Origin of the sequence: Microlunatus sp. GCM10028923 (assembly GCF_042666975.1) — a bacterium.
Classification (GTDB): Bacteria; Actinomycetota; Actinomycetes; order Propionibacteriales; family Propionibacteriaceae; genus Microlunatus.
Genome location: NZ_JBHTFF010000010.1, coordinates 249,360 through 268,649, shown reverse-complemented (window position 1 = coordinate 268,649; position 19,290 = coordinate 249,360). Strand labels below are relative to the sequence as shown.

At 69.4% G+C, this 19,290-nt stretch carries 18 protein-coding genes; 2 read left to right on the top strand and 16 right to left on the bottom strand.

The genetic code is table 11. The features are described 5' to 3' along the window. Positions 1 to 11 precede the first annotated feature (11 nt). From nuoL to ACFQU4_RS24240, 14 genes are all read right to left on the bottom strand, one after another. Positions 12 to 1,931, bottom strand: a complete 1,920-nt coding sequence (gene nuoL, locus ACFQU4_RS24305) for an NADH-quinone oxidoreductase subunit L (protein WP_377496893.1) — start codon at positions 1,929 to 1,931, stop codon at positions 12 to 14. 16 nt (positions 1,932 to 1,947) lie between these two features. Further along, positions 1,948 to 2,247: an NADH-quinone oxidoreductase subunit NuoK gene (gene nuoK, locus ACFQU4_RS24300; protein WP_377496891.1), complete on the bottom strand. Its 300-nt coding sequence runs from the start codon at positions 2,245 to 2,247 to the stop codon at positions 1,948 to 1,950. Next, complete coding sequence (locus ACFQU4_RS24295; RefSeq protein WP_377496889.1) at positions 2,248 to 3,153, bottom strand: NADH-quinone oxidoreductase subunit J; 906 nt, start codon at positions 3,151 to 3,153, stop codon at positions 2,248 to 2,250. Beyond that, positions 3,150 to 3,788 (bottom strand): NADH-quinone oxidoreductase subunit NuoI, encoded by a 639-nt coding sequence (gene nuoI, locus ACFQU4_RS24290; RefSeq protein WP_377496887.1) that lies wholly within the window; start codon positions 3,786 to 3,788, stop codon positions 3,150 to 3,152. Before nuoI ends, ACFQU4_RS24295 begins: the two co-directional genes overlap by 4 nt. Continuing rightward, positions 3,788 to 5,188, bottom strand: coding sequence for an NADH-quinone oxidoreductase subunit NuoH (gene nuoH / locus ACFQU4_RS24285; RefSeq protein WP_377496884.1), 1,401 nt, complete (start codon positions 5,186 to 5,188; stop codon positions 3,788 to 3,790). Before nuoH ends, nuoI begins: the two co-directional genes overlap by 1 nt. 2 nt (positions 5,189 to 5,190) lie before the next feature. After that, positions 5,191 to 7,698 (bottom strand): NADH-quinone oxidoreductase subunit G, encoded by a 2,508-nt coding sequence (locus ACFQU4_RS24280; protein ID WP_377496882.1) that lies wholly within the window; start codon positions 7,696 to 7,698, stop codon positions 5,191 to 5,193. After that, positions 7,698 to 9,020 (bottom strand): NADH-quinone oxidoreductase subunit NuoF, encoded by a 1,323-nt coding sequence (gene nuoF, locus ACFQU4_RS24275; RefSeq protein WP_377496880.1) that lies wholly within the window; start codon positions 9,018 to 9,020, stop codon positions 7,698 to 7,700. The genes ACFQU4_RS24280 and nuoF overlap by 1 nt, the downstream gene beginning before the upstream one ends. Continuing rightward, positions 9,020 to 9,781: an NADH-quinone oxidoreductase subunit NuoE gene (gene nuoE / locus ACFQU4_RS24270; RefSeq protein ID WP_377496878.1), complete on the bottom strand. Its 762-nt coding sequence runs from the start codon at positions 9,779 to 9,781 to the stop codon at positions 9,020 to 9,022. Before nuoE ends, nuoF begins: the two co-directional genes overlap by 1 nt. Then, entirely contained in the window at positions 9,778 to 11,121 is a 1,344-nt protein-coding gene (locus ACFQU4_RS24265) for an NADH-quinone oxidoreductase subunit D (protein ID WP_377496874.1), read from the bottom strand. The genes nuoE and ACFQU4_RS24265 overlap by 4 nt, the downstream gene beginning before the upstream one ends. Then, entirely contained in the window at positions 11,121 to 11,939 is an 819-nt protein-coding gene (locus ACFQU4_RS24260) for an NADH-quinone oxidoreductase subunit C (RefSeq protein ID WP_377496871.1), read from the bottom strand. The genes ACFQU4_RS24265 and ACFQU4_RS24260 overlap by 1 nt, the downstream gene beginning before the upstream one ends. After that, positions 11,936 to 12,490, bottom strand: a complete 555-nt coding sequence (locus tag ACFQU4_RS24255; RefSeq protein ID WP_377496869.1) for a NuoB/complex I 20 kDa subunit family protein — start codon at positions 12,488 to 12,490, stop codon at positions 11,936 to 11,938. Before ACFQU4_RS24255 ends, ACFQU4_RS24260 begins: the two co-directional genes overlap by 4 nt. A gap of 1 nt (position 12,491) precedes the next feature. After that, complete coding sequence (locus ACFQU4_RS24250; RefSeq protein ID WP_377496867.1) at positions 12,492 to 12,851, bottom strand: NADH-quinone oxidoreductase subunit A; 360 nt, start codon at positions 12,849 to 12,851, stop codon at positions 12,492 to 12,494. Positions 12,852 to 13,254: 403 nt separating this feature from the next. After that, on the bottom strand, positions 13,255 to 14,166 hold the full coding sequence (locus ACFQU4_RS24245) for a molybdenum cofactor guanylyltransferase (protein WP_377496864.1): 912 nt from the start codon (positions 14,164 to 14,166) through the stop codon (positions 13,255 to 13,257). A gap of 5 nt (positions 14,167 to 14,171) precedes the next feature. After that, positions 14,172 to 15,449 carry an isochorismate synthase MenF gene (locus ACFQU4_RS24240; RefSeq protein ID WP_377496862.1) on the bottom strand — a complete coding sequence of 426 codons (1,278 nt, stop codon included), beginning with the start codon at positions 15,447 to 15,449 and terminating at the stop codon, positions 14,172 to 14,174. 195 nt (positions 15,450 to 15,644) lie between these two features. On the opposite strand from ACFQU4_RS24240, the gene ACFQU4_RS24235 reads away from it, so the two are divergent. Then, entirely contained in the window at positions 15,645 to 16,442 is a 798-nt protein-coding gene (locus ACFQU4_RS24235; protein WP_377496860.1) for a hypothetical protein, read from the top strand. Positions 16,443 to 16,463: 21 nt separating this feature from the next. Here ACFQU4_RS24235 and ACFQU4_RS24230 read toward each other — a convergent pair whose 3' ends face one another. Together ACFQU4_RS24230 and ACFQU4_RS24225 are read right to left on the bottom strand one after the other, a co-directional pair. Further along, positions 16,464 to 17,306 carry a DNA polymerase beta superfamily protein gene (locus tag ACFQU4_RS24230; RefSeq protein ID WP_377496858.1) on the bottom strand — a complete coding sequence of 281 codons (843 nt, stop codon included), beginning with the start codon at positions 17,304 to 17,306 and terminating at the stop codon, positions 16,464 to 16,466. Between the two features lie 60 nt (positions 17,307 to 17,366). Next, positions 17,367 to 18,140, bottom strand: coding sequence for a DUF4097 family beta strand repeat-containing protein (locus ACFQU4_RS24225; RefSeq protein ID WP_377496856.1), 774 nt, complete (start codon positions 18,138 to 18,140; stop codon positions 17,367 to 17,369). Positions 18,141 to 18,341: 201 nt separating this feature from the next. Between ACFQU4_RS24225 and ACFQU4_RS24220 the strand changes: the two genes are divergently transcribed. Beyond that, on the top strand, positions 18,342 to 19,286 hold the full coding sequence (locus ACFQU4_RS24220) for an aminoglycoside phosphotransferase family protein (RefSeq protein WP_377496854.1): 945 nt from the start codon (positions 18,342 to 18,344) through the stop codon (positions 19,284 to 19,286). Positions 19,287 to 19,290 lie beyond the last annotated feature (4 nt).

Here is a 19,290-nt window from a genome sequence, read left to right as displayed (position 1 = left end):
CTATGCCTCTCTCAGCCCAGCCGACCGAGCACGAGGACCAGTCCGACCACGGCCGCACCGGCGGTCATGGTCAACGCGTAGGTCCGGACGAAACCGTTCTGCAGCAGCCGGAGCCGAGCGCCGAAGCCGCCGATCATCCCGGCCACCCCGTGCACCACTCCGTCGACCCCGCCGCGGTCGGTGGCGGCCACGCCCTCGCTGAGCTTCTGGCCGGGCCGCATGAACACCGCCTCGTTGAAGGCGTCGCCGTAGAGATCGTTCCGGGCCGCCAGGGTGAACGGCGACCGCGAGGCCGGCGCCACCTTCGGGATGTCCTTGCGCGGGCCGAACAGCAGGAACGCGATCACCACGCCGATGGCGACCACGGCGAGCGTGATCAGTCCGACCGGCGAGAAGTGCACCAGGCTCGGGTGGTGGTCGCCGTGCGAGACGCCCACCGCCGGGTCGAGCCAGCCGTTGATCCAGTTGTTCAGGGCCAGGCCGCCGACCACCGAGCCGAGGCCGAGGATGATCAACGGGATCGTCATCGCCAGCGGCGACTCGTGCGGGTGCACGCCCTTCTCCCAGCGCTTCTTGCCGAGGAAGGTCATCAGCATCAGCCGGGTCATGTAGAACGCGGTCACGCCGGCGCCCACCATGGCCAGCACACCGATGATCTGGTTGTGCTCGAAGGCGGCCTCGATGATGTGGTCCTTGGAGTAGAACCCGGACAGGAACGGGAAGCCGATGATCGCCAGGTAGCCGGCGGCGAAGGTGACGAAGGTGATCGGCATCGCGCGGCCCAGGGCCCCGTAGTTGCGCATGTTCACGTCGTCGTTCATCCCGTGCATCACGGAACCGGCGCCGAGGAACATGTTGGCCTTGAAGAAGCCGTGCGTGATCAGGTGGAAGATCGCGAACGCGTAGCCGGCCGGGCCGATGCCCGCGGCCAGCATCATGTAGCCGATCTGGGACATCGTCGATCCGGCCAGTGCCTTCTTGATGTCGTCCTTGGCGCAACCGATCCAGGCCCCGGCCAGCAGCGTGACCGTACCGACGATCACGACGGCCGTGCTGGCCGCCTCCGACTGGGCGAAGATCGCGTGCGACCGGACCACCAGGTAGACACCGGCGGTGACCATGGTCGCGGCGTGGATCAGCGCCGACACCGGGGTCGGGCCCTCCATCGCGTCCAGCAACCAGGACTGCAGCGGAACCTGGGCCGACTTGCCGCAGGCGCCGAGCAGCAGCAGGCAGCCGAGCGCGGTGGCCACCCACGGGGTCAGCGAGGCGGCACCGTGGTTGACGTCGACGAAGGCCGAGGAGCCGAAGGTGAACAGCATCAGCATGATCGCGATCGACATGCCGAGGTCACCGACCCGGTTCACCACGAAGGCCTTCTTGGCCGCGACCGCTGCGCTCGACTTGTGCTGCCAGAACCCGATCAGCAGGTACGAGGCGAGGCCGACACCCTCCCAGCCGACGAACAGCACCAGGTAGTTGTCGGCGAGCACCAGCAGCAGCATCGCCGCGATGAACAGGTTGAGGAAGGCGAAGAAGCGGCGCCGGCGCTCGTCGTGCGCCATGTAGCCGATCGAGTAGATGTGGATCAGGCTGCCGACGCCGGTGATCAACAGCGTGAACAGGATCGACAGCTGATCGATCTGCAGGCCGACGCCGATGTTCCACGAACCGGTCGGGATCCAGTCCCACAGCGGCAGGCCGACGGACCGTTCCGCCTCCTCCCGGCCGAGCAGCTGGACGAACAGCGTCAGGCCGAGGGCGAAGGAGAAGATCGGCGCCAACGTGCCGAGGAAATGGCCCCAGGCGTCGCCGAGCCGGCCGACCAGCAGCAGGATCGCGGCGCTCACCAGCGGCACCGCGATCAGCAGCCAGGCGAGGCCGAAGACGCCCTCGGCCGGGACCGGCGTTGGCACTTCGAGCAAGATCATGTCGTCCTAGCCCTTGTCAGAATTTCAGCAGGTTGGCGTCGTCGACCGAGGCCGAGCGTCGGGTCCGGAAGATCGTCACGATGATCGCCAGGCCGACCACGACCTCGGCGGCGGCGACGACCATCACGAAGAAGGCGGCGATCTGGCCGTCCAGCGCCCCGTACTGGCGGGAGAACGTGACCAGCGCCAGGTTCGTCGCGTTCAACATCAACTCGACGCACATGAACGCCACGATCGCGTTCCGCCGCACCATGAAGCCGACGGCGCCGATCGTGAACAGCAGCGCCGACAGGATGATGTAGAGGTTCGGGTCCATTTACTTCCCCTCCTCTTCCTCGGTGCCGGTAGCGGCGTCGTCCGTGCCTTGCCCTTCGGCAAGCTCGGGGAGCGACTCGATCGCCGGGGTCGGCGGCGGCTTGTAGATGTCGGACTTGTCTCCCGCGACCTGCTTCAGCGACTCGGTGATCGGCCCGGTCAGGTCCCGCGCGTCGAGCACCGTACCGCGGGCCTTGAGGGTCTGCGACACCGACTTCTCCGCGACGGAGCCGTCCGGCAGCAGGGCCGGCACGTGCACCGCGTTGTGCCGGGCGAAGACGCCCGGGGTCGGCAGCGGGCCGGGGTGCTCGCCGGTCTCGGCGTAGCGGCGCATCCGCTCGCCGGCCAGGTCGCGCTGCGTCTTCTTCTCCTTGAGCCGCTCCCGGTGCGCCAGTACCATCGCGCCGACCGCGGCGGTGATCAACAGCGCGGCGGTCGCCTCGAAGGCGAACACGTAGTCGTTGAAGATCAGCGCGGCCAGGCCCTGGGCGTTGCCGCCGTGCGTCGTGTTGGCCTGCTCCAGGCCCATCGGCGTGCCGACGATCGCGTTGCCGATGGCGGCGATCAGCAGGATCGCGAAGCCGAGGCCGGCGATCCCGGCCAGCACGCGCTGGCCCTTGATCGTCTCGACCAGCGAGTCCGCGGCGTCGACGCCGACCAGCATCAGCACGAAGAGGAACAGCATCAGGATGGCGCCGGTGTAGACGATGATCTGCACCGCGAACAGGAACGGGGCGTCCAGCGCCGCGTACTGGATCGCCAGCGAGATCATCACCACGGCCAGGCAGAGCGCCGAGTGGACCGGCCGCTTCGCCAGCACCAGGCCCAGCGCGCCGAGCACCATGATCGGTGCCAGCATCCAGAAGGCCACCTCGGCCCCCGTCACCAGGGGAACCACAGTGATCATCGGTTCGCCTCCCGCTCGGCCTCGCGCTCGGCCTGCTTGGCTTCCTTCTTCTTCTGCTTCCAGCCGCGGATGCCCTGGTTGATCAACTTCGGCTTGGCGCCGCTGATGTCACCGGCCCGGTCGTCCGGCTTGCCGGTGGCCGGCAGGCCGAGGAAGTACGCCTGCTCGTCGTCGCCCAGGCGACGCTCGTGCGGCGGCTGCTCCATTCCCGGCAGCAGCGGAGCCAGCAGGTCCTGCTTCTCGTAGATCAGGGCCTTGCGGTTGTCGTCGGCCAGCTCGAACTCGTTGGTCATGGTCAGCGCCCGGGTCGGGCACGCCTCGATGCAGAGTCCGCACAGGATGCAGCGCAGGTAGTTGATCTGGTAGACGCGGCCGTACCGCTCACCCGGGGAGAACCGTTCCTCCTCGGTGTTCGAGGCGCCCTCGACGTAGATCGCGTCGGCCGGGCAGGCCCAGGCGCACAGCTCACAGCCGACGCACTTCTCCAGTCCGTCCGGCCAGCGGTTCAGCTGGTGCCGGCCGTGAAAGCGCGGCGCGGTGATCCGCGGCGCCAGCGGGTACTCCTCGGTGAACGTCTTCCGGAACATCGTCCGGAACGTGACACCGAAGCCCGCGATCGGATCCAGCAGACCCATCAGGACTCAACCCTCCCCGCGGCGGAGCCGCCATCGGATGCAGTGGTCGGCGTGGCCGACCGTCTCGGTTGATGATGATCATCGTCTTGGGTGATCACGCCGGCCAGCTCGGGCAGTCGCTGATCACCCATCGGCGGCACCGGATAACCACCGGCGAACGCGTCGAACGGCTCGTCCGACACCGGCGCCTCTTCCTCCTGGCCGCGGTCCCCGATGAACAGGACCACCACCAGCGCGACCAGGATGACGCCGGCCGCGATCCAGAACACCTGCGGCGGGAACCAGCCGTCCCGGGTGCCCAGCCGGAAGGCCGAGACCAGGACGATCCAGGCCAGCGAGATCGGGATCAGGAACTTCCAGCCGAAGTGCATGAACTGGTCGTACCGCAGCCGCGGCAGGGTGCCGCGCAGCCAGACGAACAGGAACAGGCAGGCGCACACCTTGAGGAAGAACCAGAGCAGGCCCCACCAGCCCTGGTCGAACGCGCCGACCCCGTCCGGTCCGGGCGCGATGAGGTTGAACGGGAGCGGTGCCCGGTAACCACCCAGGAACAGCGTGGTGGCGAGCGCCGACACCGTGATCATGTTCATGTACTCGGCCATGAAGAACATCGCGTAGCGCATCGAGGAGTACTCGGTGGCGAAGCCGGCAACCAGCTCGCCCTCGGCCTCCGGCAGGTCGAACGGCGCCCGGTTCGTCTCGCCGACCATCGAGATCAGGTAGATCGCGAAGGACGGGATCAGGACCACCGCGTACCAGGTCGGCATCGGGAGCTCCGCGCCGAAGATCACCGCGGTCCGCGGCACCGCCTGCGCGGCGACGATCTCCGAGGTGGACATCGAGCCCGAGTAGAGGAAGACCGCGACCAGGGCCAGGCCCATCGCGACCTCGTAGCTGATCACCTGCGCGCTCGACCGCAGCCCACCGAGCAGCGGGTACGTCGAGCCGGAGGACCAACCGGCCAGCACGATGCCGTACACACCGACCGCGGCGACCGCGACGATGAACAGCACCGACACCGGAAGATCGGCGACCTGCAGCGGCGTCACGATGTCGGTGCCGGGCACCTGGACCGGGCCGGCCATCGGGATCACGGCGAACGCGGTGATCGCCGGGATGGCGATCACGAACGGCGCCAGCATGAAGACCAGCTTGTCCGCCGCCTTCGGCGTCAGGTCTTCCTTGAACATCAGCTTCATGCCGTCGGCGAGCGACTGCAGGCTGCCGAACGGGCCGTTCATGGTCGGGCCGTGCCGGTGCTGCATCTTGCCGACGACCTTGCGCTCGTACACGATCGTGAACAGCGTCATCACCAGCAGGACCACGAACGCGAAGACGGCCTTGAGCAGCACCACCCACCACGGAGCGGTGCCGAAGATCGTCAGATCGAGCGGTGTCATGATCAAGCTCCCTGCCCATCGTCCGTGGACACAGTCTCTGCGGGCTCGGCTGCGTCGGAGTCACCCGAAGGCGATCCTGTCGAATCCGACCCCACCGCGGCAATCCGGACCACATCGCCGGCGGCCGCGGCCAGGTGTTCGGCGACGCCGAGACCCGGGGCCAGGGTCGGCACCCAGACCACACCGTCGGCCATCTCCGGGACCAGTTCCACCGGCAGTTCCAGCGAGCCGTGGTCGGTCTCGATCTGAACCCGGTCGGAGATCCCGGCCGCCTCGGCGGTGGCCGTGCTGAGCCGGGCCACCGGCTTCCGGCCGGTCGCCAGCAGGGCCGGCTCGTTGTCGACGGCCCGGCTGGCGTCGATCGCCAGCCGCCAGGTGGCCAGCACGACGGTCGTCGTACCGGGCACGCTGGCCCGGACCGGTTCGATCGCCGGAGCCGCGGCCACGTGGCCGTCCCACGGCCCGAGCTCGGCCAGTTCGGCGTCGGCCTCGGCGGCGCTGCGCACCCCGAGATCCTTGCCGAGCAGGTCGGCCAGGGCGGCGAGCACGCGCAGGTCGGTCATCGCGTTGTCGCGCTTGATCACCACGCCGAAGGGCCGCTCGCGGCCCTCCCAGGTGAGGAAGCTGCCGGCCCGCTCCTCGTTCAGCGCGACCGGGAGCACCACGTCGGCACGCTCGGTCACCTGCGAGGCGCGCTGCTCGATGCTGACCACGAACCCGACCTGCTCCAGGCCTTCCAGCGCTGACCGCGGATCGAGCAGGTCGCCCGGGTCGACCCCGGCCACGACCAGCGCGCCCAGCTCCGAGTCGGCCGCCGACATGAGCATCTCGTCGGTGTCCCGGCCGGCCAGCGCCGGCACCTCGTCGATGCCCCAGGCACCGGCCAGGTCGACCCGCGCGGCGGCATCGCTGACTGGACGTCCGCCCGGCAGCAGGTTGGGCAGGCAGCCGGCCTCGACGGCGCCGCGATCACCGGCCCGGCGCGGGATCCAAGCGATCCGGGCGCCGGTGGACCGGCTCAGTTCGAGCACGGCGGTGAGGGTTCCGGAGGACAGCGCGGCCCGCTCGCCGACCAAGATCACCGAGTCGGCGTCCAGCTCGACGCCGGCCGGCAGCCGGTTCAGCGTCGCCGCCTCGGCACCGGGCACGGTCTTGATCAAGGTCGCACCGTGCTTGCGGGCGCCGTTGCTCAGGTACGGGGCCAGGGTCCACGACTTCAGGCCGCTCTTGCGATGCGCCTTGCGCAGCCGGAGGAAGACCGAGCCGGCCTCCTCCTCGGCCTCGAACGAGACCAGCAGCACGCCGGACGCGGACTCCAGGTCGGCGTACGTCACCGGCGACGCCCCCGGCTTGGCCGCCGAGCCGGCGACCTTGTGGGCCAGGAACTCCGCCTCCTCGGCGGTGTGCGGCCGGGACCGGAAGTCGATGTTGTTGGTACCGAGGACGGCCCGGGCGAACTTCGAGTAGCCGTACGCGTCCTGGACGGTGAGCCGCCCGCCGGTCAGCACGCCGACCGACTCGCCCGCCTTGCGCAAACCGTCCGCCGCGACCTGCAGCGCCTCGGGCCAGGAGGCCGGACGCAAGACGTCGCCGTCCCGAACCAGCGGGTACGTCAGCCGGTCCTCACCGCGGCCGTACCGGAAGGCGAACCGGTCCTTGTCGGTGATCCACTCCTCGTTGACCTCGGGATCGTTGCCGGCCATCCGCCGCATCACGGTGCCGCGCCGATGATCAACGCGCACCGCCGAGCCGCACGCGTCGTGCTCGGCCACCGACGGCGTCGAGACAAGATCAAAAGGCCGCGACCGGAACCGGTAGGCGGCGCTGGTCAGCGCACCGACCGGGCAGATCTGGATCGTGTTGCCGGAGAAGTAGGACTCGAACGGCTCGTTCTCGTAGATGCCGACCTGCTGCAGCGCACCGCGCTCGATCAGCGCGATGAACGGGTCGCCGGCGATCTGCTCGGAGAACCGGGTGCAGCGGGCGCAGAGCACGCAGCGCTCGCGGTCCAGCAGCACCTGCGCCGAGATGTTGATCGGCTTCGGGAAGGTCCGCTTCACGTCGGTGAACCGGGACTCCGCGTACCCGTGGCTCATCGCCTGGTTCTGCAGCGGGCACTCGCCGCCCTTGTCGCAGATCGGGCAGTCCAGCGGGTGGTTGATCAACAGGAACTCCATGTTCCCGTTCTGTGCCTTCTCGGCGACCGGCGAGGTGACCTGGGTCTTGACCACCATGCCCGGCATCACCTCGAGGGTGCAGGACGCCTGCGGCTTCGGCATCCCGCGGCCGTTGCCGGCGTCCGGGATGTCGACCAGACACTGCCGGCAGGCGCCGACCGGGTCGAGCAGCGGATGATCACAGAACCGCGGCACCTCGACGCCGATCAGCTCGGCAGCCCTGATCACCAGCGTGCCCTTGGGCACCGACACCTCGACATCGTCGATGGTGAGGGTGATCAGATCCTCCGCCGGAGTCACCTCGGCGGACTTCTTGTCGGTCGTGACCGTCATCAACTGGCTCCTGCTTCAGCCGGCTTGCGGACGAAGATCGTGCTGCGTTCGTACGGGAAGAGCTCCCAGGCCGGGGTGTGCATGCCGGCCTCGAACTCGTCCCGGAAGTACTTGATCGCCGAGGAGATCGGCGACGTGGCGCCGTCGCCCAGCGCGCAGAACGAGCGGCCGAGGATGTTCTCGCACAGGTCGAGCAACTTCTCGATGTCGCCCTCCTCGCCGCGGCCCTCCTCGAGCCGCTTGAGGATCTGCACCAGCCACCAGGTGCCCTCCCGGCACGGGGTGCACTTGCCGCACGACTCGTGCTTGTAGAACTCGGTCCAGCGCAGCACGGTCCGGACCACCGAGGTGGTGTCGTCGAAGCACTGCAGGGCCCGGGTGCCGAGCATCGATCCGGCGGCGACCACCGAGTCGAAGTCGAGCACAAGATCAAGATGCTCGTCGGTCAGCAGCGGAGTCGAGGACCCGCCCGGGGTCCAGAACTTCAGCGTGTGCCCCTCCCGCATCCCGCCGGCCAGCTCGATCAGCTTGCGCAGGGTGATGCCGAGCGGTGCCTCGAACTGGCCCGGGTTGGCGACGTGGCCGGACAGGGAGAAGATCCCCATCCCCTTCGACTTCTCGGTCCCCATCGAGGCGAACCAGTCCGCGCCGTTGCCGATGATGCCCGGCACCGACGAGATCGACTCGACGTTGTTGATCACCGTCGGGCTGGCGTACAGGCCGGCCACGGCGGGGAACGGCGGCCGCAGTCGCGGCTGACCGCGGCGGCCCTCCAGCGAGTCCAGCAGGGCGGTCTCCTCGCCGCAGATGTACGCGCCCGCGCCCGCGTGCACGATCACCTCGAGGTCGAAGTCGGTGCCCAGCACGTGCTTGCCGATGTAGCCCGCCGAGTACGCTTCGCGGACCGCCTGCTGCAGCCGGCGGATCACGTGCAGCACCTCGCCGCGGACGTAGATGAACGCGTACTTCGCCTTGATCGCGTACGAGGCGATGATCACGCCCTCGACCAGCGTGTGCGGGCTGGCCATCATCAGCGGGATGTCCTTGCAGGTACCCGGTTCCGACTCGTCGGCGTTGACCACCAGATAGGTCGGGTTCGGGTTGTCCTTGGGGATGAAGCTCCACTTCATCCCGGTCGGGAAGCCGGCGCCGCCGCGACCCCGCAGGCCGGAGTCCTTGACCGCCGCGACGACGTCATCGGGCTGCATCTCCAGCGCCTTGCGGAGGGCCCGGTAGCCGCCGCTCTGCTCGTAGTTGTTGAGCTTCCAGGCGCGGTCGTCGCCCCAGTTCGCGGTCAGGACGGGCGTCAGCGTGTCGGCCATCAGGCCTTCCCCTCCTCGGTCTCTTGCTCGGGCTGCGGCAGGTTGTCCGGATCGGGAGCCTTCCAGCCGTTGGCGCGGGCCAGTTCGAGGCCGCGCAGCGACTGCGGTCCCGCGGTCGGTCCCTCGTCGGCCCGGCCGTCGGGGAAGCCCGCCAGCACCCGCTCGCCCTGCTTCCAGCTGCACAGCCGCGCCCCGCGGGTGGACTGCACCTCGTCGCCGGCCCGGAGCCGGTCCACGACGTCGACGGCGGAGTCCGGGGTCATGTTGTCCATGAACTCCCAGTTGACCATCATCACCGGCGCGAAGTCGCAGGCGGCGTTGCACTCGATGTGCTCGAGCGTGATCTTGCCGTCCTCGGTCGTCTCGTCGTTGCCGACCTCGAGATGATCTTGGAGCCGGGCCAGCACCTCGTCGCCGCCCATGATCGCGCAGAGCGCCGTGGTGCAGACGCCGACGTGGTACTCGCCGACCGGCTTCCGCTTGTACATGGTGTAGAACGTCGCGACGCCGGAGACCTCGGCCGGGGTCAGGCCGAGGATGTCGGCGCAGATCTCGATCCCGGCCGGCGTGACCCGGCCGTCGACCGACTGCACCAGGTGCAGCATCGGCAGCAGCGCGGACCGGGCCTGCGGGTAGCGGGCCGCGATCTGGCGCAGCTCGTTGATCGTCTCTTCGCCGATCGCGGTCCCGGTCTCGCTGTAGTCGAGGCTCGGCTCGTCGAAGTGGGTCTTCATCTGGTGATGCCCGTTCTCGCCGCTCATCGATCAACACCTCCCATGACGGGGTCCAGCGAGGCGACCGCGACGATCACGTCGGACACCATGCCGCCCTCGCACATCGCCGGCATGGCCTGCAGGTTGACGAAGCTCGGGTCCCGGAAGTGGGCCCGGAACGGGCGGGTCCCGCCGTCGGAGACGACGTGCGCGCCGAGCTCGCCGCGCGGGCTCTCCACCGGCACGTAGGCCTGGCCGGGCGGCACCCGGAAGCCCTCGGTGACCAGCTTGAAGTGGTGGATCAGGGCCTCCATCGACTCACCCATGATGTGCTTCAGGTACTCGTTGGAGTTGCCCATCCCGTCGCTGCCGACGGCCAGCTGGGCCGGCCAGGCGATCTTCTTGTCGGCCACCATCACCGGATCGCCCTGCATCTTGTCCAGCCGGTCGATGCACTGCTCGACGATCTTGACGCTCTGCCACATCTCCTCGAGCCGGATCCGGAACCGGCCGTAGGAGTCGCAGGTGTCCCAGGTGGGCACCTCGAAGTCGTACGTCTCGTAGCCGCTGTACGGCTGCTTCTTGCGGAGGTCCCAGTCGTACCCGGTGGCGCGCAGCGGCGGCCCGGAGATGCCGAGGGCCATGCAGCCGGCCAGGTCCAGGTAGCCGACGTCGCCGAGCCGGCCCTTGAAGATCGGGTTCTCGTTGCAGAAGTCCGCGTACTCGGGCAGGTGCTTCTTCAGCCACTTGACCAGGTCGCGCAGATGATCAAGACCGTTGTCCGGAAGATCGTTCGCGACGCCGCCGGGCCGGATGTACGCGTGGTTCATCCGCAGACCGGTGATCAACTCGAACGCGTCGAGCACCTTCTCCCGCTCGCGGAAGCCGATCGTCATCACGGTCAGCGCGCCGATCTCCATGCCGCCGGTGGCGATGCAGACCAGGTGCGAGGAGATCCGGTTCAGCTCCAGCATCATCACCCGGATGACCTGGGCCTTCTCCGGAATCTGATCTTCGATGTCGAGCAGCCGCTCGACGCCGAGGCAGTAGCTCATCTCCTGCGACAGCGGCGACAGGTAGTCCATCCGGGTACAGAAGGTCACGCCCTGGGTCCAGGTGCGGAACTCCATGTTCTTCTCGATCCCGGTGTGCAGGTAGCCGATGCCGGTCCGGGCCTCCGTGACCGACTCGCCCTCCATCTCCAAGATCAACCGGAGCACGCCGTGGGTGGACGGGTGCTGCGGGCCCATGTTGACGACGATCCGCTCGTCGCCGCGCTCGGCCTGATCGGCGACGACCGCGTCCCAGTCCTGACCGGTGACGGTGTAGATCTGGTCAGCGTCGTCGTCGCTGAAGGCACCGTACGGATCGCTGGTGGTGGCAGACATCAGTTGTAGCTCCTCCGCTGATCGGGTGGCGGAATGGAGGCGCCCTTGTATTCCACCTCGATGCCGCCGAGCGGATAGTCCTTGCGTTGCGGGTGGCCCGGCCAGTCGTCCGGCATCAGGATCCGGGTCAGCGCCGGGTGCCCGTCGAAGACGATGCCGAACATGTCGTACGTCTCGCGCTCGTGCCAGTCCGCGGTCGGATAGGTCGGCGTGACCGACGGGACGTGCGGGTCGGCGTCCGGCGCCGTGACCTCGATCCGGATCCGCCGGTTGTGGGTCATCGACTGCAGGTGCAGCACCGCGTGCAGTTCGCGGCCGGTGTCGGCCGGGTAATGCACGCCGGACACGCTGCTGCAGAACTCGAACCGCAGCTGCGCGTCGTCGCGGAGGTACCCGACCAGCTCGGTCAGGTGCTCCCGCTCGATGTAGAAGGTGATCTCACCGCGGTGTACGACGACCCGGCTGATCGCCGCGCGCGGATCGGACAACAGCTCGGTCATCCGGTCGTACACCTCGTCGAACCAGCCGCCGTACGGGGGCTGCGTGCCGGCCGGGAACTCGACGGTCTTGATCAGGCCGCCGTAGCCGGAGGTGTCCGGGGAACCGCTGGCGCCGAACATCCCGCGGCGCACGCCGATCACCTCGGCACGGGTCTCAAGATCACCAACGTCCCCTGAGCCCGTCGAAGGGTCTTCGGCGGTCTCGGCGCCCGGCACCGGCTCGGTGGACGGCGCTGCCGTACCTCCGGTCCCCTGGGACTTCGGCGAGCTCTCCGTACCCTCGTCGTCGCCCATGGCGCGGCGCGGCTTGTCGCTCATCGGAGCAGACCCTTCAGTTCGCGGGTCGGGACGTCGATCAGGGCACGCTGCTCGGCCATCTCGGCCGCCTCGTCGGCGTTCAGGCCGACCGGCAGGTCACGCACCTTGTCGCGCAGCTTGAACATCGCGTCGATCAACATCTCCGGCCGCGGCGGGCAGCCGGGCAGGTAGATGTCGACGGGCACCACGTGATCGACACCCTGGACGATCGCGTAGTTGTTGAACATGCCGCCGGTGCTGGCGCAGACGCCCATCGCGAGCACCCACTTGGGGTTGTGCATCTGGTCGTAGATCTGCCGCAGTACCGGGGCCATCTTCTGGCTCACCCGGCCGGCGACGATCATCAGGTCGGCCTGCCGAGGAGAGGCCCGGAAGACCTCCTGGCCCCAGCGGCCCGAGTCGTACCGCGGCGCGCCGTACGTCATCATCTCGATGGCGCAGCAGGCCAGCCCGAAGGTGGCCGGCCAGAACGACGCACTGCGCATGTAGCCGAAGATGTTCTCGACGGTGGTCAGCAGCACCCCGGTAGGGAGCTTCTCTTCTACGCCCATGTCAGTCCCACTCCAATCCGCCACGGCGGAGCACGTAGATGTACGCGACGAAGACGGTCACGATGAACAGGACCATCTCGACCAGCGCGAACGTGCCCATCTGATCGAACGAGACCGCCCACGGGTAGAGGAAGACGATCTCGATGTCGAACACGATGAACAGCATCGCGGTGATGTAGTACTTGACCGGGAACCGGCCGCCACCGATCGGCTGCGGGGTCGGCTCGATGCCGCACTCGTACGAGTCGTACTTGGCCCGGTTGTACCGACCGGGGCCGACGATCATGGTGGTCAGGATCGTCAGGCCGACGAACGCCGCGGCGATCGCCAGCATCATGACGATGCCCAGGTAAGGACTCACCACTGACCTGCCCTCCTCGTATCGTGCGCCGGAAGCGCGGCGCGATCAGGGCGCGCCGCAAGCACGACGCCGGACAGGGTGGGACCCATTTCCGCTCCTGCTTGGTGTTGTTACCTGGCGCGCGCCGGCACCACGGCATTACGGGGTCTTGAGTTAGTGAAAACAATCACTAGCTCGGCGTCAGTCTACGACTCCTGATTCTGACCCGCCACTTGACCCACCCCGGAGTCGCCACGCCGGTTTTCCCAACCCTGTAAGGAAGATCCGCGTCATTTACGCACGCCAGACCTTGCGTAAATGGGTCGGCGGCCGGCTCCGCGGCGTTCCCCGAGCTCCGGACCACAACGTTCCCCGAGCTCCGGACCACAACGTTCCCTGAGCTTGTCGAAGGGCAGGCAAGGGGTCAGGACACGACGAGCTCGACGCCGTCCGGTACGGGCCCGGGACCGACCCCGATCCGGAGGGTGGCCGAGCGATGCGGCGGCGGTACGTGAAGCGACCGGGTGAACCAGCCGTCGACGTCCGCGGCGTCCGCGGTCGGCCGGGCGTCACCGGCCAGCTCGACGGCGTCGGCCAGCGCGTCCACCTGGTCCCGATCGCCCCCGATCAAGATCACTGCAGTCGGTGCTCGCTCTTCCAGCAACTGCCGCACGGCCCGGACGGCAGCGCCGTCGCGGAGGACCCAGGCGCGGTGCTGGCGGGCGGTGTCGATGTCCCAGGTCGCGGCCCGGTCGAGTTCGAGGCGGGGCAGGTCGAGGGTCGCGACCAGGCGGCGCGCGGACCGGCCCTGGGCGCCGTCCGGCTCGGACGCCCGGACCAGGTGCTCGGCGGCAGGGCGGCGCAGCGCCAGCTGCAGCGGCTGGTCCCGGCCGGACCGGTCGACCGCGAGCAGGCCGGGCGACTCCGGCCGGCGGGCCAACTCGGCCGCCAGCTTCTCGGCCGCGATTCCGGCGCCAGGGGCGTCGCCGGGCAGCACCAAGATCAACTCCGCCGTGCTGTCCAGGGCGGCGCGGAGTCCGGTGATCATCGCGGCCGCCGGTCCGCCGTCGGGATGATCATCGGGTACGAACCGGACACGCACGGGGTCGGACCAAGGCGGCTCATGCCCAACGCGCACTGAGCTTGTCGAGGTGCCAGGTTCATGGCCCCCGCTGGTCAGTGCGCGGGCCGGACCGACGATGATCACCTCGCGGTCGTCGTGCAGCCCGCCGATCGCCCGGTCCAGCAAGGTTTGGCCGTCGACGTCCGCGGTCAGCTTGTCGCTGCCGTACCGCCGCGAAAGGCCGCCGGCCAGCACCACAGCGACGGCGCTCATAATCATCAACCGGCGAGCGCGTCCCGCATCGGCACCAGCTTGGCGTTGGACTCGGCCAGTTCCGCCTCGGGATCGGAGCCGGCGACGATGCCGCAGCCGGCGTAGAGCCGGATCTGGCTCGGGTCGGTGTCGTCGATCTGACCGCAGCGCAGCGCGATCCCCCACTCGCCGTCGCCGCGGGCGTCGATCCAGCCGACCGGCCCGGCGTAGCGGCCGCGGTCCATCTTCTCCAGCTCGGCGATCGTGGTCCGGGCCAGATCGGTCGGGGTCCCGCACACGGCGGCACTCGGGTGCAGCGCAGCCGCCAGGCCGAGCGCCGTGGTGCCCGGATCGAGCGCAGCGGTGACGTCGGTGGCCAGGTGCAGCACGTTGGGCAGCTCCAGCACGTACGGGGCGTCGGGCACGTTCATCCCGGAGCAGTACGGCGCCAGGGCCGCGGCCACCGAACGGACCGCGTACTCGTGCTCCTCCAGGTCCTTGCTGGACCCGGACAGCGCCGCGGCCAGGGCAAGATCATGATCGTCGCGGCCGGTCCGGCGGATGGTCCCGGCCAGCACCCGCGAGGTGACCAGGCCGGCCTCGGAACGGACCAGCATCTCCGGCGTCGCGCCGACCAGCCCGTCGACCAGATAGGTCCAACAGCGCCGGTAGGTCGCGGACAACTGGCGGACCAGCCAGCGCGGGTCCAGGTCGCGGTCGGCGACGGCCAGTAGGTTGCGGGCCAGCACGACCTTGTCCAGCCCGTTCGCGTTGATCCGGCGGACCGCCTCGGCCACGGCGCCCTCCCACTGCGGCCCGCTCAGCGCCCCGTCGGCGTAGCTGACCGTGCGCGGCGGCTCGGGCGTCCCGTCCGGCTCCGCGGCCGGCGGCGCGGACCCGGTCAGCGGCGGGGTCAGGGCCTGCCGGGTCGGGTCGGAGATCTCGGTGATCCAGCTGCGGCCGCCGCGGTGTCCGTAGATCACCTCGGGGACGATCAAGATCGACTGCGAGTCGGTGTTGTCGGGATCGAAGACGAAGCTGCCGAAGGCCACCAGCCCGGATCCGGACGGCGGATCGTCCAGGTCGGACTCGATCTCCGCGGCGTCGACCAGCTCGGCCCACCAGCGCTCGGCGTCGGCGAACGAGCTCGCCTTGTAGCGAGCCACCTCGCCACAGCCGATCAGGCCGGAACCGTCCCTGACCCATGCGACGCCTTCGCGCCGCGGTAGCCGTACCGCAAGATCCCCGAGGTCGGCAGCCTCCGTGGTACGGACCCGGAGCGCCGGGCGCTGCACAGCATCCACACCGATCAGGGTATGCCGAGTCCTGCCGAACCTCCCCACGCCCGGACCCGCGGCGGGCCCGGCTGACCGTCCGGGTGTGACCAAGATGACGGAGTTGAGGGCCGCTACGCAGGATTGCGTAGCCGGGAGCCGCGCCCGGGCGGACGCGCCGGACCGGGTCCCGGAGCGACGATGCGGAGGTCGGAGGAGGACACCATGAACACGCTCGTCGCCACCACCCGCGGCCTGGCCGGCGCGGTGCTGCGGATCTGGACCACGGCCCGGCCGCTGGAACGGTCCTGGTACGTCATCGCCGCGGTGCTGTTCGGCAGCGGCCTGTTCCACGTCGGCGAGCTGCTGGTCACCGGCGCCTCCTGGGACGGGCCGACCTCGCTGCGGAAGGCGGCCACCTTCGGGTTGTCCTTCGGGCTGACCCTGGCGTCGGTCGCCTGGGCGAGTTCGTTCATCCGGATGTCGGCGACGGTGCGCGGCGCCGTGCTGTCCGCCTTCGCGGTGGTCTGCGTGATCGAGACCACGTTGATCACCCTGCAGGCGCAGCGCGGCGTGCCGTCCCACTTCAACTTCGAGACCCCGTTCGACACGGCGGTGTCGATGACGCTGGCCGGCGGCGGCCTGGTGATCATCGTCGTCGGGCTGATCCTGGCCGGCGCCGCGCTGCGGCAGACCGCCGAGCTGGCGCCGGAGTTGCGGCTGGCGCTGCGGTTCGGCTTCGTCACCCTGCTGGTCGCGTTCGGCACCGGGGCGATCATGATCGCGACCGGCGTCACCCTGGTCCGGTCGGGCGACCCGGCGACGGCGTACGCGACCGCGGGCTTCCTCAAGCCGCTGCACGCCGTCGCGATGCACGCGATCCTGGTGCTGCCGGGGATCGCCTGGCTGCTCGGCTTCACCGGCTGGGGCCCGGCGCGCCGGCTCCTGATCACCCGGTACTCCGTCGTCGGCTACACCCTGCTGCTGGCCGGTGCCGTGATCAGCTCCCTCGCCGGCCGCTGAGCCGGTCGGCGCGCGGTCCGCTCAGGCCCGCCACTCCTGCTGATAGGCGGCGATCAGCCACGCGTCGATCCAGCGGCGGTCCGGCTCGTCCGGAAGCCGATCCTGGTCGAGTTCGGCGACCAGGTCGTCGCGCAGCTCGTTGATCATCCGCAGGGTCTCGGCCAGCGGCACGTCGCCGGAGCGGATCGCCCGCAGCGTGGTCCGCTGAGGTTCCGGGATCGGCAGCGTGATCCGGCCGGTCCGGGCGAACTCCAGGCCCTGCACGCCGAGGCGCGCCGCGTGCATGGCGAACTTCGTGTCGTAGCCGTGCTCGGCGATCAGCTCGGGCCGGTTGGTGTGCCGGGACCGGGTGCCGTTCATCGCGCCGAGCTGGCTCTCCAGATAGCCCAGGAACCTCCGGATCGACCGCTTGCTGGCGAACCGGTGCGCGTTGGCCCGGACCTCGTCGGCCACCGCCGAGCCGACCACGATCTCGTCCTCCGGTACGAAGATCGGCAGCAGGACGGTCGGGTTGCCGTCGGCGGCCAGCCGGGCCCATTTGCGCAGCGAGTAGACGAGCACGTCCAGATCGCCGGCGCCGGACCGGTTCCGGATCCCGCCCGGCCGGTCCCATGCGGTGTGCCGCTCGAACTGGTCGAACGGCAGGCTGCCGCCGCCAGGGGTGGTGATCCGGGCCAGGCCGATCAGGTACTCCTCGGGCTCGATGCAGAAGCCCATCTCGTCCCGGTCGTCCTGCCCGCTGATCGACGTACCGTGCACGCCGGAGCCGACCTGGACCAGCAGCTTCAGCCCGTTCTGGGCGATCCGGCGGGCGTCCTCGGAGGCATGCCGGTGCCGCGGGTAGGCCGACGGCAGCTGGTGCATGATCACTCCTCGTTCGCTGGGCTTCGATTGTGACAAGCCACTGCGCCGGCCGCGAACGGTTTACCGGGATTCGATCCGGAGCCGGCCGTTGGACACGGCCGCGGTGATCTTGCGGTCGGCGTCGCTCCGCTTGGCGATCTTGATCGTGGACTTGGCGTCCCGCAGGTCGGTCTTGATCTTGTAGCCGGAGTCGGGCACCCGGATCGTCGTGTTCCCGTCGGTGGAGCGGGTCTCGACCGTGGCGGGCGGCTCGTCGAACTCCAGGATCACGTACCCGTTGTCGGACTTCGCGGTGACTTGGTCCGAGGTGAGCCGCTCCGCGCGCAGGCTGCCGTCCCGAGTGTTCAAGACCACCGGGCCGGAGACCTGGTCCAGGTTGACGTTGCCGTCGGTCACCTTGACCTCGAGCGCCGCCGTGAAGCCGTTCGCGACCACGCTGCCGGCATCGGCGGTGATCTTGACCGGTACGTTCGACGGCACCTCGACCCGGTGCCGCAGTCGGCAGTCGATCACGACGCCGGAGCAGACGCCGCCGAGCTTGATCGTGTCGTCGCCGACCTTGGACCAGTCGGCGCGAGCGGTGCCGGCGGTCTTCTCCGCCTCGAACCAGCGGGTCACCGTGATCTTGCGCTGCGGGCCTTCGACGGGAGCCACCGGCACGACTTCGAGCTCGCCGAAGTCGGAGTCGATCACGATCCGGTCGCCGGTCAGTTCATAGGTCGCGACCTCCGGCGCACCGCTGCCGACCTTGGTCACGGCACAGGACGTGCCGGCCAGGGCGACCATGATCACGGCGAGCACGGCGCCGACCCGGGAGGGAGTGAAGGAAGTCATGACAGGTGAGGCTACGAAGATCAACACCGGCTGCACATGCGGCAACCCCCTGGCAACCGCCCCCACCTCCCCCGTACCCCCGTCGTCCGACCGGCCTACGACTGCTCTCCCACACTGTGGAACTTTCCGCCGGGTCTGGTGGGCTCGAGTTTCCCCATAACCGGGTGGCCCGACCGCCCGAGCCAGGGCACACTGACCGGCATGGTTCCGCCCACGCCGATCCCCGTCGGAGCAACCGCGCTGCGCCCGGTCTGGACCGACCTGCCGGCGCAGGTCCGGCAGGAGATCCAGACGCTGGCCGGCGGCGAGGTCGTCGAGGCCCGGTCCCAGGGCAGCGGCTTCACCCCGGGCTTCGCGTCCCGGCTGGTGCTGGCCGACGGGCAGCGGCTGTTCGTGAAGGCGGCGAGCTCGGCGTACCCGTGGATGATCGAGGCCTACCAGGCGGAGGTGGACAAGCTGCGCCTGCTGCCGGCCGCGGTCCCGGCGCCGCCGGTGATCTTCGACCGGCTGTTCCAGGTCGACGGCGAGGACTGGCTGATCGCCGGCTTCACCGACATCGACGGCCGGCCACCGCTCCGGCCCTGGCGCGAGGAAGAGGCGAGGGACGTGCTGCGCTGCGCCGCCGACCTCGGCCGGACCCTGACACCGCCGCCGACCGGTGCGGACTGGATCGGCCTGGACATCGAGTTCGCCCAGAACGGCGACGACTGGGCGGCGATCGCGGAGCACGGCTGGCTGCCCGCCGACATCATCGAGTCCGGTGCCCCGTTGGCCCGGGACTTCCTGGGCCGGATGCCGAGGACGACCCTGATCCACTGCGACCTCCGCGACGACAACGTGATCATCGGCAGCGACGGCCGGGTCCACGTCTGCGACTGGAACTTCCCCGTCCTCGGCCCGAGCTGGACCGACACCGTCACGCTGGCGATCTCCATGCACGGCGACGGCCTGGACGCCGAGCGGCTGCTCGCCGAGACCGGCGTGGTCGACGACCCGGCACTGGTCGACGGCTTCCTCGCCATGCTGCTCGGCTACTTCACGATGGCCGGCCGGCGGCCCGAGGTGGACAACTCGCCGTACCTGAGAACCCACCAGCGCTGGTACGCCGACGCGACCGGGGACTGGCTGCGCCGCCGCATAGGTTAGGCCG

Excerpts from the sequence above, each read along its gene's own strand:
- nuoF (WP_377496880.1), bottom strand. The coding sequence starts at position 9,020 with ATGGCCGACACGCTGACGCCCGTCCTGACCGCGAACTGGGGCGACGAC.
- nuoK (WP_377496891.1), bottom strand. The coding sequence starts at position 2,247 with ATGGACCCGAACCTCTACATCATCCTGTCGGCGCTGCTGTTCACGATC.
- ACFQU4_RS24230 (WP_377496858.1), bottom strand. The coding sequence starts at position 17,306 with ATGCACCAGCTGCCGTCGGCCTACCCGCGGCACCGGCATGCCTCCGAG.
- nuoE (WP_377496878.1), bottom strand. The coding sequence starts at position 9,781 with ATGAGCGGCGAGAACGGGCATCACCAGATGAAGACCCACTTCGACGAG.
- ACFQU4_RS24225 (WP_377496856.1), bottom strand. The coding sequence starts at position 18,140 with ATGACTTCCTTCACTCCCTCCCGGGTCGGCGCCGTGCTCGCCGTGATC.
- ACFQU4_RS24295 (WP_377496889.1), bottom strand. The coding sequence starts at position 3,153 with ATGATCACTGTGGTTCCCCTGGTGACGGGGGCCGAGGTGGCCTTCTGG.
- nuoI (WP_377496887.1), bottom strand. The coding sequence starts at position 3,788 with ATGGGTCTGCTGGATCCGATCGCGGGCTTCGGTGTCACGTTCCGGACG.
- ACFQU4_RS24260 (WP_377496871.1), bottom strand. The coding sequence starts at position 11,939 with ATGAGCGACAAGCCGCGCCGCGCCATGGGCGACGACGAGGGTACGGAG.
- ACFQU4_RS24220 (WP_377496854.1), top strand. The coding sequence starts at position 18,342 with ATGGTTCCGCCCACGCCGATCCCCGTCGGAGCAACCGCGCTGCGCCCG.
- ACFQU4_RS24280 (WP_377496882.1), bottom strand. The coding sequence starts at position 7,698 with ATGACGGTCACGACCGACAAGAAGTCCGCCGAGGTGACTCCGGCGGAG.
- nuoL (WP_377496893.1), bottom strand. The coding sequence starts at position 1,931 with ATGATCTTGCTCGAAGTGCCAACGCCGGTCCCGGCCGAGGGCGTCTTC.
- ACFQU4_RS24235 (WP_377496860.1), top strand. The coding sequence starts at position 15,645 with ATGAACACGCTCGTCGCCACCACCCGCGGCCTGGCCGGCGCGGTGCTG.
- ACFQU4_RS24255 (WP_377496869.1), bottom strand. The coding sequence starts at position 12,490 with ATGGGCGTAGAAGAGAAGCTCCCTACCGGGGTGCTGCTGACCACCGTC.
- ACFQU4_RS24245 (WP_377496864.1), bottom strand. The coding sequence starts at position 14,166 with ATGAGCGCCGTCGCTGTGGTGCTGGCCGGCGGCCTTTCGCGGCGGTAC.
- nuoH (WP_377496884.1), bottom strand. The coding sequence starts at position 5,188 with ATGACACCGCTCGATCTGACGATCTTCGGCACCGCTCCGTGGTGGGTG.
- ACFQU4_RS24265 (WP_377496874.1), bottom strand. The coding sequence starts at position 11,121 with ATGTCTGCCACCACCAGCGATCCGTACGGTGCCTTCAGCGACGACGAC.